The sequence below is a fragment of the Pseudomonas sp. HPB0071 genome (assembly GCF_000478505.2).
Classification (GTDB): domain Bacteria; phylum Pseudomonadota; class Gammaproteobacteria; order Pseudomonadales; family Pseudomonadaceae; genus Chryseomonas; species Chryseomonas luteola.
The window spans coordinates 1,917,651-1,931,790 of sequence record NZ_KI517367.1 but is presented as its reverse complement, the minus strand read 5'-3'; the positions used below and the strand labels follow the sequence as shown (position 1 = coordinate 1,931,790).

General features: G+C 54.4%; 15 protein-coding genes. All 15 read left to right on the top strand.

All coding sequences use genetic code 11. The features are described 5' to 3' along the window. Positions 1-269: 269 nt before the first annotated feature. Positions 270-2,162, top strand: a complete 1,893-nt coding sequence (mnmG, locus tag HMPREF1487_RS09100; protein WP_010796339.1) for a tRNA uridine-5-carboxymethylaminomethyl(34) synthesis enzyme MnmG — start codon at positions 270-272, stop codon at positions 2,160-2,162. Further along, on the top strand, positions 2,162-2,812 hold the full coding sequence (gene rsmG, locus HMPREF1487_RS09095) for a 16S rRNA (guanine(527)-N(7))-methyltransferase RsmG (RefSeq protein WP_010796338.1): 651 nt from the start codon (positions 2,162-2,164) through the stop codon (positions 2,810-2,812). The genes mnmG and rsmG overlap by 1 nt, the downstream gene beginning before the upstream one ends. A gap of 8 nt (positions 2,813-2,820) precedes the next feature. After that, complete coding sequence (locus HMPREF1487_RS09090) at positions 2,821-3,606, top strand: ParA family protein (protein ID WP_010796337.1); 786 nt, start codon at positions 2,821-2,823, stop codon at positions 3,604-3,606. Positions 3,607-3,615: 9 nt separating this feature from the next. Then, positions 3,616-4,488 carry a ParB/RepB/Spo0J family partition protein gene (locus HMPREF1487_RS09085; RefSeq protein WP_010796336.1) on the top strand — a complete coding sequence of 291 codons (873 nt, stop codon included), beginning with the start codon at positions 3,616-3,618 and terminating at the stop codon, positions 4,486-4,488. Positions 4,489-4,632: 144 nt separating this feature from the next. After that, positions 4,633-5,037, top strand: a complete 405-nt coding sequence (locus HMPREF1487_RS26740; protein WP_010796335.1) for a F0F1 ATP synthase subunit I — start codon at positions 4,633-4,635, stop codon at positions 5,035-5,037. Between the two features lie 16 nt (positions 5,038-5,053). Further along, entirely contained in the window at positions 5,054-5,917 is an 864-nt protein-coding gene (gene atpB / locus HMPREF1487_RS09080) for a F0F1 ATP synthase subunit A (RefSeq protein ID WP_010796334.1), read from the top strand. A gap of 115 nt (positions 5,918-6,032) precedes the next feature. Next, positions 6,033-6,290, top strand: a complete 258-nt coding sequence (atpE, locus tag HMPREF1487_RS09075; protein WP_010796333.1) for a F0F1 ATP synthase subunit C — start codon at positions 6,033-6,035, stop codon at positions 6,288-6,290. Between the two features lie 56 nt (positions 6,291-6,346). After that, positions 6,347-6,817, top strand: coding sequence for a F0F1 ATP synthase subunit B (locus HMPREF1487_RS09070; RefSeq protein ID WP_010796332.1), 471 nt, complete (start codon positions 6,347-6,349; stop codon positions 6,815-6,817). 11 nt (positions 6,818-6,828) lie between these two features. Then, positions 6,829-7,365, top strand: coding sequence for a F0F1 ATP synthase subunit delta (locus HMPREF1487_RS09065; RefSeq protein WP_010796331.1), 537 nt, complete (start codon positions 6,829-6,831; stop codon positions 7,363-7,365). Between the two features lie 18 nt (positions 7,366-7,383). Next, on the top strand, positions 7,384-8,928 hold the full coding sequence (atpA, locus tag HMPREF1487_RS09060) for a F0F1 ATP synthase subunit alpha (RefSeq protein WP_010796330.1): 1,545 nt from the start codon (positions 7,384-7,386) through the stop codon (positions 8,926-8,928). Between the two features lie 51 nt (positions 8,929-8,979). Beyond that, a complete protein-coding gene (atpG, locus tag HMPREF1487_RS09055) occupies positions 8,980-9,840 on the top strand; it encodes a F0F1 ATP synthase subunit gamma (protein WP_010796329.1) in 861 nt (286 codons plus the stop codon). A gap of 32 nt (positions 9,841-9,872) precedes the next feature. Then, positions 9,873-11,249: a F0F1 ATP synthase subunit beta gene (gene atpD / locus HMPREF1487_RS09050; RefSeq protein ID WP_010796328.1), complete on the top strand. Its 1,377-nt coding sequence runs from the start codon at positions 9,873-9,875 to the stop codon at positions 11,247-11,249. A 39-nt stretch (positions 11,250-11,288) separates the two neighbouring features. Beyond that, entirely contained in the window at positions 11,289-11,714 is a 426-nt protein-coding gene (locus HMPREF1487_RS09045; RefSeq protein ID WP_010796327.1) for a F0F1 ATP synthase subunit epsilon, read from the top strand. Positions 11,715-11,855: 141 nt separating this feature from the next. Next, positions 11,856-13,217: a bifunctional UDP-N-acetylglucosamine diphosphorylase/glucosamine-1-phosphate N-acetyltransferase GlmU gene (gene glmU, locus HMPREF1487_RS09040; RefSeq protein ID WP_010796326.1), complete on the top strand. Its 1,362-nt coding sequence runs from the start codon at positions 11,856-11,858 to the stop codon at positions 13,215-13,217. Positions 13,218-13,318: 101 nt separating this feature from the next. Next, positions 13,319-14,089, top strand: a complete 771-nt coding sequence (locus HMPREF1487_RS09035; RefSeq protein WP_010796325.1) for a DeoR/GlpR family DNA-binding transcription regulator — start codon at positions 13,319-13,321, stop codon at positions 14,087-14,089. Positions 14,090-14,140 lie beyond the last annotated feature (51 nt).

Sequence of the window (14,140 nt, the reverse complement as noted above, 5' to 3'; positions counted from 1 at the left end):
AGGAGAGTGACAGGTTCTCCTCTGACTTATCATTGGCTGTAACGCCCTGTGGGTAAAGGCAAAAGCACGTTATCCACAGAAAAGAGGCTCACCATACATAATCGCATTAACAAGCTTTTATATATTTCTTTCTTATTATTTCTATTACCTGATGCCACCAAGTCTGCAGTTGATCATTTTTTGTTCAAAAGGACTTCATAGAGAGCAGAGGAGCCCTTATACTTCTGCGCCTTCCTTAATCCCCTAACCAAACAGGCACGAGGTGCGTGGTGGATTTCCTTTCCCGTTTTGACGTCATAGTGGTCGGCGGCGGCCATGCCGGCACCGAAGCTGCACTTGCTGCTGCACGCATGGGTGTCAAAACTTTATTGCTGACCCACAATGTTGAAACATTGGGGCAGATGAGCTGCAACCCGGCTATTGGTGGTATCGGCAAGAGCCATCTAGTCAAGGAGATCGATGCCTTGGGCGGTGCGATGGCTTCGGCTACCGACAAAGCAGGCATCCAGTTCCGGATACTCAATAGCCGTAAAGGCCCTGCGGTGCGTGCAACGCGCGCTCAAGCCGATCGCGTCCTCTACAAGGCTGCAATCCGCTATATGCTGGAAAATCAGCCCAACCTGTGGATATTTCAGCAGGCCTGTGATGACTTGATTGTTGAACAGGATCAGGTCAGAGGCGTCGTTACCCAAATGGGACTACGTTTCCTTGGGGATAACGTTGTTTTGACCACAGGCACCTTTCTGGGTGGGCTTATCCACATAGGCCTGCAGAATTACTCAGGCGGCCGGGCAGGGGATCCACCTGCCAATGCATTGTCCACACGGCTTCGTGAGCAGCCACTGCGTGTATCACGGTTGAAAACCGGTACACCTCCACGCATTGACGGTCGTACAGTGGATTTCTCTGTCATGACGGAGCAGCCTGGGGATAAACCTCTGCCCGTAATGTCGTTCATGGGATCAGTGGATGAGCATCCTCAGCAGGTTAGCTGTTGGATAACTCATACCAACAGTCGGACCCATGACATCATCCGCAACAATCTTGATCGCTCGCCGATGTATTCAGGCGTTATCGAAGGGATCGGCCCACGCTACTGTCCATCGATCGAAGACAAGATCCACCGTTTCGCGGACAAGGACAGCCATCAGGTTTTCCTGGAGCCCGAGGGACTGACAACTCACGAGTTGTATCCCAACGGGATTTCCACATCCTTGCCCTTTGATGTTCAGCTGGAGTTGGTGCGGTCGATGCGGGGTATGGAAAATGCCCACATCCTGCGTCCCGGTTATGCCATCGAATATGACTTTTTCGACCCGCGTGATCTGAAATACAGCCTGGAAACCAAGGTCATTAGTGGACTCTTCTTTGCAGGTCAGATCAACGGAACGACAGGATACGAGGAAGCTGGCGCCCAGGGGCTACTGGCAGGTGCCAATGCAGCCTTGCGTGCACAGGGCAAGGACAGCTGGTGTCCACGTCGTGACGAAGCTTACTTGGGTGTATTGGTCGATGATTTGATCACGCTGGGTACGCAGGAACCGTATCGGATGTTTACCTCCCGTGCGGAGTATCGGCTGATTCTGCGTGAAGACAATGCGGATCTGCGACTGACCGAACAAGGTCGGCAGCTCGGTCTGGTAGACGATGCTCGTTGGGAGGCGTTCTGCCTGAAGCGTGAGCGCATTACCCTTGAGGAGCAGCGCTTGAAGAGTACGTGGGTGCGTCCAGGGACTGTACAAGGTGATGCCATTGCTGAGCGCTTTGGTACACCGCTGACCCATGAGTACAATCTGCAAAGTCTTCTGAGCCGTCCGGAAATCGACTATGTCGGCTTGATGGAGGTAACCGGCGGTGTCATCGAAGACGCGCAGGTTGCCGAGCAGGTAGAGATCAAGACCAAATACGCAGGTTACATCGAGCGTCAGCAGGACGAAATCGAGCGGCTGCGCAGCAGTGAAAGCATTCGTCTACCGGCGGATCTGGATTACACCGCTATATCCGGTTTGTCGAAGGAAATTCAGCACAAGCTGAGCCAGGGCCGCCCGGAAACACTTGGGCAGGCTTCGCGGATTCCCGGTGTAACGCCTGCAGCCATTTCCCTGTTGATGATTCACCTGAAAAAGCGTTCGGCCGGACGCCAGTTGGAGCAGATGGCTTGATGTTGGAAGGAATGATTCGTTACAGCGAGGAGCTTCGCTCAGGAGCTAAGTCTCTAGGTGTCGAGCTGTCTGATGGGCAGGTTGAAAAATTGCTGGCCTACATGGGCCTGCTGCAAAAGTGGAATAAAGCCTATAACCTGACGGCAGTCCGTGATCCAGATGAAATGGTTTCACGTCACCTGCTTGATAGTTTGAGCGTTGTCCCCCATATCAGGGCTGGTCGATGGCTCGATGTGGGCAGTGGTGGTGGTATGCCGGGAGTCCCGCTAGCCATCCTGTTCCCGGAAAGCACTTTTACCGTTCTGGACAGCAACGGTAAGAAAACACGCTTTCTCACACAGGCAAAAATTGAGCTCGGCTTGGATAACCTTCAGGTTATCCACAGTCGTGTAGAAGAATTTACGCCTGACTATCGTTTCACCGGGATTGTGTCGCGAGCGTTCAGCTCGCTCGCTGATTTCACAAACTGGACACGACATCTGGGCGATTCATTGACACAATGGCTCGCCATGAAAGGATTGCATCCTGAGGATGAGCTTGCAGCGTTGCCAACGGATTTTAAGGTTGAAGCAGAACACGCCTTGCAGGTTCCAGGTTGCCAAGGGCAGCGGCATCTATTGATACTGCGCCGCATTGTTGAAGAGGGGTAAAGCGGCTCATGGCCAAGGTTTTTGCGATAGCCAACCAGAAAGGCGGGGTGGGGAAAACTACGACCTGCATCAATCTGGCTGCTTCGCTCGTTGCTACCCGACGTCGGGTACTGTTGATCGATCTCGATCCACAAGGCAACGCGACCATGGGAAGCGGTGTGGATAAGCACAATCTGGAACATTCGGTTCTGGATGTGCTGATCGGACAGTGTGATCTCATCGAAGCCATGCAGTTTTCCGAGCATGGTGGTTACCAGTTGCTACCGTCAAACCGTGATGTGACGGCTGCCGAAATTGAGCTTCTGGACATGAGCAAGCGCGAGAGCCGCTTGCGTGAAGCGCTGGCGCCCATACGGGAAAATTACGATTACGTACTGATTGACTGCCCGCCGTCATTGTCGATGCTGACCATCAACGGGCTGGTCGCTTCGGATGGGGTTATCATTCCCATGCAGTGCGAATATTTCGCACTTGAAGGGCTGACTGACCTGATCGGTAGCATCCAGCGCATCGGACAAGCTCTGAATCCAGGCCTGAAGATCGAAGGTGTGCTGCGCACGATGTATGACCCTCGTATCAATCTGGCGAACGACGTAGCGGCCCAGCTCAAGGCGCATTTTGGCGATACGCTGTACGATACGGTTATCCCGCGCAACGTGCGTCTTGCCGAGGCACCCAGTCATGGTATGCCCGCGTTGACTTACGACAAGGCATCAACAGGGGCTGCAGCCTACCTGGCCTTGGCAAACGAACTGGCTCGTCGGCAGCGCAAGGCTGCAAAAGCAATCGCTTAAGGAATACACATGGCTGTCAAGAAAAGGGGACTGGGCCGCGGTCTGGATGCGCTGCTGAGCGGGGCTACGGCTAGCGTACTGCAGGAAGAAGCAGTCAAGGCCGACCAGCGTGAGTTGCAGCATCTGCCGTTGGACATTATCCAGCGCGGCAAGTACCAACCACGCCGTGACATGGACCCGGTCGCGCTCGAAGAGCTTGCCAGGTCGATTCGCGCCCAAGGCTTGATGCAGCCGATCGTGGTACGTCCCATTGCTGACAACCGCTATGAGATCATTGCCGGGGAGCGTCGCTGGCGTGCCAGCCAGCAGGCAGGGCTTGAGCGTATCCCAGCATTGGTCAGAAACATTCCTGACGAAGCCGCCATTGCGATGGCGCTGATCGAGAATATCCAGCGTGAAAACCTAAGTCCGATAGAAGAGGCCATGGCCCTTCAGCGGCTGCAGCAGGAATTTCAGCTGACGCAGCAGCAGGTGGCCGATGCAGTGGGCAAATCACGCGTCAGTGTGGCTAACCTGCTTCGACTGATAGCGTTGCCAGAAGAGATCAAGACCATGCTGGCGCATGGCGATTTGGAAATGGGCCATGCCAGGGCATTGTTGGGCTTGCCGGCCTCAAAACAGGTCGAGGGGGCGCGTCATGTTGTCGCACGTGGATTGACCGTGCGTCAGACAGAAGCCTTAGTAAGGCAGTGGTTGAATAAGAAAGAAGCGGTTGAGCCTCCAGAGAAGGCTGATCCTGATATTATGCGCCTGGAGCAACGGCTGGCTGAGCGTCTGGGGGCTCCCGTACAGATCCGCCATGGGCAGAAGGGAAAGGGGCAGCTGGTGATCCGCTACAGCTCACTTGATGAGCTGCAGGGCGTTCTTGCTCACATTCGCTAATATTCTAATGGTAGCGAATAGTCGTAAAGACTACCGCATGGCTTGAATGGGCGCGTGCAGACTCCTATACTCTGCGCGCTTTACGTCGGCACAAAGTATGCCAAGGCTTAAATAATAAGCCGACGCCAGAGGACTTCGAGCGCGATGGTTGATCGCACGCCCAAACGCCTGCCTTTTCACCGTCAGCCAGCATTTAACCTGCTGCTCGTCCAACTGGCCGTCACGATATGTGCAGCGTTATTTTTGTTTTGCTTCGTTGGTAGGGTCGCTGCTTATTCTGGTTTGATGGGTGGTTTAATCGCCTGGTTGCCCAATACATATTTCTCTTATAAAGCGTTCCGTTATTCGGGCGCCCGAGCTGCTCGCGACATAGTTCGATCATTCTATGCGGGAGAGGCAGGAAAACTAATTTTGACGGCACTGCTTTTTACAGTGGCGTTTGCGGGGATAAAGCCACTCATGCCACTGGCGTTGTTTGGTGTCTATCTATTGACGCTTTTTGTCAATGGATGCGCTCCCCTACTTGTCAAACGATCTTCTAGACCTTAAAGCGTTCGAGGCAAACATGGCAGCAGAATCCGCTTCGGGTTACATCCAGCACCACTTGCAGAATCTGACCTATGGTCTGCATCCGGCAAATGGTTGGAGTTTCGCCCACACCCCTCAAGAAGCGAAAGAAATGGGCTTTTGGGCCTTCCACCTGGATACTCTGGGTTGGTCGGTCGTTCTAGGCCTGATTTTTATTTGCATTTTCCGTGCCGTAGCGGTCAAGGCAACCAGTGGCCAGCCCGGTAAATTGCAAAATTTCGTCGAAGTCATTATCGAGTTCGTCGACAGCAGTGTCCGTGACACCTTCCATGGCCGTAATCCGCTGATCGCGCCTCTGGCACTGACGATTTTCGTCTGGATCTTCCTGATGAACCTCATGGACTTGGTGCCGGTTGACTGGTTGCCGTCCTTGGCTGGCCTGATAGGTGGTGAGCACACATATTTCCGTGTGGTTCCGACTACCGACCCGAATGCCACTATTGGTATGGCCTTGTCCGTATTTGCCCTGTTGATCTTCTATAGCATCAAGGTAAAAGGAATTGGTGGTTTCCTGGGCGAGCTGACTCTGCATCCGTTCCATAGCAAGAACATGCTGGTTCAGATCATCCTGATTCCGATCAACTTCCTGCTCGAGTTCGTAACGCTGGTGGCGCGTCCCGTTTCCTTGGCCTTGCGACTCTTCGGCAACATGTATGCCGGTGAGCTGATCTTTATCCTGATCGCCATGATGTTCGCCAACGGTCTGGCGCTGGGTGGTCTAGGTATTGTCCTGCAGTGGGCGTGGGCGGTCTTCCACATCCTGATCATTACCTTGCAGGCCTTCATCTTCATGATGCTGACCATCGTCTATATGTCGATGGCGCATGAAGAAAGTCATTAAGAGCTAGAGCACTTGATGATCCTCTCCGAAAGGAGAGGATGCCCGCGAGGGCAATGGGGAATAACAATTTTTTGCTTCAACCTTAACCAAGACGACTTAAAAGTCGGGAGGAAAAATGGAAACTGTAGTTGGACTGACCGCTATCGCCGTAGCACTGCTGATTGGTCTAGGCGCACTGGGTACTGCCATTGGCTTCGGCCTGTTGGGCGGCAAGTTCCTGGAAGGCGCTGCCCGTCAGCCGGAGCTTGTTCCGATGCTGCAGGTGAAAATGTTCATCGTAGCGGGTCTGCTCGACGCCGTAACCATGATCGGTGTTGGTATCGCCCTGTTCTTCACCTTCGCTAACCCCTTCGTTGGTCAGATCGCTGGTTAATCATCCGAATCGATGATTCGTATGATTGACAGACAACGAACGAGCGAGGTGTTGGCGTGAACATTAATGCAACCCTGATTGGCCAGTCCGTTGCCTTCTTTATCTTCGTGCTGTTCTGCATGAAGTTCGTGTGGCCTCCGGTCATCGCGGCTTTGCGTGAGCGTGAAAAGAAGATTGCTGACGGCCTGGACGCTGCCAACCGCGCGGCTCGTGACCTGGAATTGGCTCAGGAACAAGCCACCCAGAAACTGAGCGAAGCGAAAGGTCAGGCAGCTGAAATCATCGAGCAAGCTAACAAGCGTGCTACTCAGATCATCGAAGAAGCGCAGGTCAAGGCCCGTGCTGAAGGCGATCGTCTGAAAGAGCAGGCTCAGGCTGAAATCGACCGGGAAATCAATAGCGCCAAGGAAGCTCTGCGTGCACAGGTTGGCCTTCTGGCTGTCGCTGGTGCAGAGAAGATCCTGGGCAAAACGATTGATCCCCAAGCCCACGCACAGTTGGTCGACCGACTGGCTGCGGAAATCTAAGCGAGGCCATCATGGCAGAACTGAACACGCTGGCCCGGCCATATGCCAAGGCAGCTTTCGAGTTCGCACAGTCTCAGCAGAATCTGGCCAAATGGTCCGAGGAGCTGAGACTGCTCGCCGCGGTAACTCTGGATGGGACCGTGCGCCAGCTGCTTCAGCAACCGCAGTTGACCGCGGACGCCAAGGCCAAGCTGCTCATTGACGTGTGCGGCGATCAGCTGGATGTGCAGGCCCAGAACTTTGTTCGGACCGTGGCAGAAAACAACCGGATCGACCTGATGCCGACCATTGCTGAACTCTACGAAGAGTTCAAGGCCGAGCAGGAAAGATCCATCGAGGCGGAAGTCACCAGTGCTTTCGCTTTGAGCGACGAACAGCAAGACAAACTCGCCAAGGCTCTCAGCGCAAGGCTCGGTCGCGATGTGCGACTTCATGCATCCGAGGATGCAAGCCTGATCGGTGGTGTGGTAATTCGCGCCGGCGACTTGGTAATCGATGGCTCCGTTCGCGGCAAGCTCGCGCAACTGGCCGAAGCGTTGAAACCTTGAGTTTGAAGGGGCAGTAGCATGCAGCAACTCAATCCTTCCGAAATTAGTGAAATCATCAAGAGCCGCATCGAGAAACTCGATGTCTCTTCGCAACCGCGCAACGAAGGTACTATCGTCAGTGTTTCTGACGGTATCGTGCGCATCTTTGGTCTGGCCGACGTTATGTACGGGGAAATGATTGAGTTCCCAGGCGGCGTCTACGGCATGGCACTGAACCTGGAGCAGGATTCCGTAGGTGCCGTGGTTCTGGGTAATTACCTGGGCCTGGCTGAAGGCATGAGTGCCAAGTGCACCGGCCGTATCCTTGAAGTACCGGTTGGTCCGGAGCTTCTGGGTCGCGTTGTTGATGCCCTGGGTAATCCGATCGATGGCAAAGGCCCGATCAACGCCAAAGAAACCGACGCGGTTGAAAAAGTCGCTCCGGGCGTAATCTGGCGTAAGTCGGTAGACCAGCCTGTACAGACTGGTTACAAGGCTGTTGACGCCATGATCCCCGTTGGCCGTGGCCAGCGTGAGCTGATCATCGGTGACCGTCAGGTAGGTAAAACTGCCATGGCGGTGGATGCGATCATCAACCAGCGCAACAGTGGCATTCGTTGCGTCTATGTTGCTATCGGTCAGAAGCAGTCGACCATTGCCAACGTCGTACGCAAGCTGGAAGAGCACGGCGCACTGCAGAACACCATCGTGGTAGCTGCCAGTGCCTCTGAGTCCGCAGCCCTGCAGTTCCTGGCTCCCTATGCCGGCTGCACCATGGGTGAATACTTCCGTGACCGCGGTGAAGATGCACTGATCGTTTATGACGATCTGTCCAAGCAGGCTGTGGCTTACCGCCAGATTTCCCTGCTGCTGCGTCGTCCGCCGGGCCGTGAAGCTTACCCAGGCGACGTGTTCTATCTACACAGCCGTTTGCTGGAGCGTGCTTCTCGCGTATCCGAGGAGTATGTAGAACAGTTCACCAAGGGCGCCGTTACCGGTAAGACAGGTTCCTTGACTGCTCTGCCGCTGATCGAGACTCAGGCAGGTGACGTTTCCGCGTTCGTTCCGACCAACGTAATTTCGATTACCGACGGCCAGATCTTCCTGGAAACCAGTCTGTTCAACTCGGGTATTCGTCCTGCGGTTAACGCGGGTATTTCCGTGTCCCGTGTGGGTGGTGCCGCTCAGACCAAGATTATCAAGAAGCTGTCCGGTGGTATCCGTACCGCACTGGCTCAGTACCGTGAACTGGCAGCATTTGCCCAGTTTGCTTCTGACCTGGACGAAGCAACACGTAAGCAGCTTGAGCATGGTCAGCGTGTTACCGAGCTGATGAAGCAGAAGCAGTATGCACCGATGTCCATCGCCGAGATGGCTCTGTCGCTGTACGCCGCCGAGCGTGGCTTCCTGTCGGATATCCCGCTGGACAAGATTGGCAGCTTCGAGCAGGCCCTGATTTCGTACTTCAACCGTGATCACGCCGCACTGATGGCCAAGATCAACGAGAAGGGCGACTTCAACGACGAAATCGATTCTGGCATCAAGGCCGGTCTCGAGAAGTTCAAGGCCACTCAAACCTGGTAAGCCCAGGCGGGAGCGTCAAGCGCTCCCGCTTGCTAACCCGATAGGTGTTACATGGCAGGCGCAAAAGAGATTCGCGGCAAAATCGCGAGCATCAAAAGCACACAGAAGATCACCAGCGCCATGGAAAAGGTAGCTGTCAGCAAGATGCGCAAAGCTCAGACGCGCATGGCTGCCAGCAAGCCTTACGCTGAGCGTATTCGTGCTGTGATCGGCCACTTGGCCAATGCGAACCCGGAATATCGCCATCCGTTTATGGTGGAGCGTCCGGTAAAGCGCGTGGGCTATATCGTGGTCAGCTCCGACCGTGGTCTGGCGGGCGGCTTGAACATCAACCTGTTCAAGACGCTGATTCGCGACATGGCAGAGCAACGCGATCGCAATGCTGAAGTCGATCTCGGTGTGATTGGCAGCAAGGGTGCGTCCTTCTTCCGCAGCTACGGCGGTAATGTAGTCGCAGCCATCAGCCATTTGGGTGAAGAGCCTTCGATCAACGACCTGATCGGTAGTATCAAGGTCATGCTCGACGCTTACCTGAATGGCCGTATTGATCGCCTGTACGTAGTGTCCAACAAGTTCGTCAACACCATGGTCCAGAAGCCGACAATCGAGCAGCTGGTTCCGTTGGTGGCTGAGCAGAACACCAGCCTGCAAAAGCATTGGGACTACCTCTACGAACCAGATGCCAAGACGTTGCTGGACGGCCTCTTGGTGCGTTACGTGGAATCCCAGGTGTATCAGGCAGTTGTAGAAAACAGCGCTTGTGAACAAGCGGCGCGGATGATCGCGATGAAGAACGCTACGGATAACGCGGGCGAGATCATCAGCGAACTGCAGCTGATCTACAACAAGGCACGCCAGGCAGCGATTACGCAGGAAATTTCGGAAATCGTCGGCGGCGCCGCTGCGGTTTGACGGACTGGTTCTAATTCTTCGAGGAACGCGAAATGAGTAGCGGACGTATCGTACAAATCATCGGCGCCGTAATCGACGTGGAATTCCCACGCGATTCCGTACCGAAAGTTTATGACGCTCTGAAAGTGCAGGGCGTGGAAACTACGCTGGAAGTTCAGCAGCAGCTGGGCGACGGCATTGTTCGTTCCATCGCGATGGGCTCTACCGAGGGTCTGAAGCGTGGTCTGGACGTTAACAACACTGGTGAAGCGATCAAGGTACCGGTAGGCGTGAAGACGCTGGGCCGTATCATGGACGTTCTGGGTAACCCGATCGACGAGGCGGGCCCCATTGGTGAAGAAGAGCGTTGGGAAATCCACCGCAAGGCACCGTCCTATGCTGATCAGTCCGGTAGCAACGAGCTGCTGGAAACAGGCATCAAGGTTATTGACCTGGTTTGCCCGTTCGCGAAGGGTGGTAAGGTTGGTCTGTTCGGTGGTGCCGGTGTAGGCAAGACCGTTAACATGATGGAACTGATCCGTAACATCGCCATCGAGCACAGCGGTTATTCCGTGTTCGCAGGCGTGGGTGAGCGTACTCGTGAGGGTAACGACTTCTACCACGAGATGAAGGATTCCAACGTTCTGGACAAGGTAGCCCTGGTTTACGGTCAGATGAACGAGCCGCCGGGCAACCGTCTGCGCGTGGCCCTGACTGGCCTGACCATGGCCGAAAAGTTCCGTGACGAAGGACGTGACGTGCTGTTGTTCATCGACAACATCTACCGTTACACCCTGGCCGGTACGGAAGTATCCGCTCTGCTGGGCCGTATGCCTTCCGCAGTAGGTTATCAGCCGACGCTGGCTGAGGAGATGGGCGTTCTTCAGGAGCGTATTACCTCCACCAGAACCGGTTCGATTACATCCATCCAGGCTGTATACGTACCTGCGGATGACTTGACTGACCCGTCCCCTGCGACCACGTTCGCTCACCTGGACGCAACCGTCGTACTGTCCCGTGACATCGCTTCCCTGGGTATCTACCCAGCTGTAGATCCGCTGGACTCTACTTCTCGCCAGCTTGATCCGCTGGTGATCGGTCAGGAGCACTATGACGTTGCTCGCGGCGTTCAGTATGTTCTGCAGCGCTACAAGGAGCTGAAGGACATCATTGCGATTCTGGGTATGGACGAACTGTCCGAAGCGGACAAGCAGTTGGTATCCCGTGCTCGTAAGATCCAGCGCTTCCTGTCCCAGCCGTTCTTCGTTGCAGAAGTATTTACCGGTGCGCCAGGTAAATACGTTTCGCTCAAGGACACCATTGCTGGTTTCGGCGGCATTCTGAAAGGTGACTACGACCATTTGCCTGAGCAGGCATTCTACATGGTTGGCAGCATCGACGAAGCTATCGAAAAAGCGAAGAAACTGTAATCCGTGCGCCCGGAAACGGGCGCCTTACGAGGCATGCATATGGCCAAGACAGTCCAATGCGATATCGTCAGCGCGGAAGGAGCCATCTTCTCCGGAGCGGTGGAGATGGTGATCGCCCACGGTAACCTGGGGGATCTGGGTATTTCTCCCGGCCATGCTCCGCTGTTGACTGATCTCATGCCTGGCCCGATTCGCCTGATCAAGCAGGGCGGCGAGGAAGAGGTGTTTTATATCTCTGGTGGTTTCCTCGAAGTCCAGCCGAATGTCGTCGAAGTGTTGGCAGATATTGCCAGCCGGGCGAGCGATCTTGATGAAGCGGCTGCTCAGGAAGCCATGAAGCTGGCTGAGAAGACGCTGAGCGAGAAAGGCTCGAACTTCGATTACAGCGCTGCCTCTGCACAGTTGGCTGAAGCCGCAGCTCAGCTGCGTACCATTCAGCAGCTACGCAACAAGGCCAAGCGCTGAAGCAATACGCTTCGGGTATATGAAAGGGGTAGCTTCGGCTACCCCTTTTCATTTCTGGCCGTGAGCACTTGCTGAGCCCGTTTCTCTTCTGAGACTCTTTATCCGTGTCTAACGGCTTAACGGCCCTATCGAGGCGTAAACATGTCCCTTGAAATTGTCATTCTTGCTGCGGGGCAAGGCACCCGTATGCGCTCCGCTCTGCCCAAGGTTCTTCATCCGATTGCCGGGAAGGCCATGCTGGGACACGTGATCGATCGCGCCCGCGAACTGACTCCGCAAAAGATCCATGTGGTGATCGGCCATGGAGCCGAAACCGTCAAGCAGCGTCTGGCAGCAGATGACCTCAACTTTGTCGTCCAGCAGGAGCAGTTGGGTACAGGCCATGCTGTCGCCCAGGCGCTTCCCCATCTGTCGGCGAAGCGGGTACTGATCCTATATGGCGATGTTCCGCTGATTGAGACGTCTACGCTTGAGCGTCTGCTAGAGCAGGTTAGCGCTCAGCAGCTGGCATTGTTGACTGTAGAACTGGCAGATCCCACGGGTTATGGACGTATCCTTCGGGATAACCGCGGTGAGGTGTATGCAATTGTTGAGCATAAGGATGCCGATGCAACGCAGAAGGCAATCCGCGAAGGTAATACCGGTATTCTGGCCGTTCCGGGCGAGCGATTGGGAGAGTGGCTCGGTAGACTTTCCAACAGCAATGCACAAGGGGAGTATTACCTGACGGATGTCATCGCAATGGCCGTATCCGATGGCTCGCGCGTTGCAACGGCTCAGCCAGACGATGCCATGGAGGTTCAGGGAGCCAATGACAGAAAGCAGTTGGCTGATCTTGAGCGACACTATCAATGGCGCGCTGCGCAAGCGCTCATGACGCAAGGTGTAACACTACTGGATCCGACACGCTTTGATCTGCGTGGGCAGGTCCAGACTGGCCGTGATGTCACTATTGATATCAATGTTATTCTGAGTGGCACGGTGGTTATCGAAGACAACGTCGAAATTGGGCCCAACTGTGTTATCCACAACAGCACGTTGAAACGCGGGGCGGTTATCAAGGCCAACAGTCATCTGGATGGCGCAGTAGTGGGTGAGGGTGCCGATGTAGGTCCTTTTGCTCGGCTACGTCCCGGTTCTGTTCTGGAAGCCAGGGCTCATGTGGGTAATTTCGTCGAGTTGAAAAACGCTCATCTTAATGAAGGCAGCAAGGCGGGGCATCTGTCTTATCTGGGTGATGCTGTCCTAGGAAAGAACTGTAACGTAGGCGCCGGCACCATTACCTGCAACTATGATGGTGCCAACAAGTATAGAACCGAGATTGGCGATGACGTCTTCATTGGCTCCAACAGTTCGTTGGTCGCACCAGTCACGTTAGGCGATGGAGCAACCACGGCTGCAGGTTCTACCATTACGGAAAACGTGCCTGCACAGACGCTGGCACTGGGTAGGGCAAGACAGGTTAACAAGCCTGATTGGCAACGTCCTCTCAAGAAGAAGTAACCCAAAAGGCTGTGAAATACTCACAGCCTTTTTCATTCTGGGTTGACTTTTTTTCCGTTAAGGGTTTTGATTCGAAGTATATAAATTTCGAATCGAAACTTATGGCCAAGCGCAACACTCCGCAACGTCGCCACGACATCCTTGCCCGTTTGAATGAACAGGGTGAGGTGACAGTTGATGAGTTGACCAAACTGTTTGCCACCTCAGAAGTTACGATTCGAAAGGATTTGGCTGCGCTCGAAAAGAATGGTCTCTTACTACGCCGATACGGTGGCGCCGTTTCGATCCCCCATGAGCTTCTGAGCGATCTTGCTCAAGCGCCATCACCGTATAAGCAGGCCATTGCACGGGCTGCCTCTTCACGTATCCGCGAACATGCCCGGGTCATTATTGATAGTGGCAGCACGACCGCTGCGCTTATTCCCGAATTGGAAAACAAAGCAGGTCTGGTTGTGATGACCAACTCGCTTCATATCGCCAATGCCTTGCGTGAACTTGAGCATGAGCCGGTTTTGTTAATGACTGGCGGGACCTGGGACCCTCATTCGGAATCCTTTCAAGGGCAAGTGGCTGAGCAGGTCTTGCGCTCTTACGACTTCGATCAGCTATTCATTGGTGCTGATGGATTGGATCTTGAACGGGGCACGACAACGTTCAATGAATTATTGGGCTTGTCGCGTGTAATGGCTGAAGTGGCCCGAGAAGTCATCGTTATGGCAGAAGGGGACAAGGTTGGTCGACGTATTCCCAACCTGGAACTGCCCTGGTCGAACATTCACACGCTTGTGACTGATGGGCGTTTCCCTGATGAAGCCAGACACCAATTGGAACAACGGGGCATTACTGTCATTTGTGTGGCTGTGGATAAATGATCTCCACCAAATATCCACAGCCACTCTTTAAAATTTGAACGAAGCATTCAT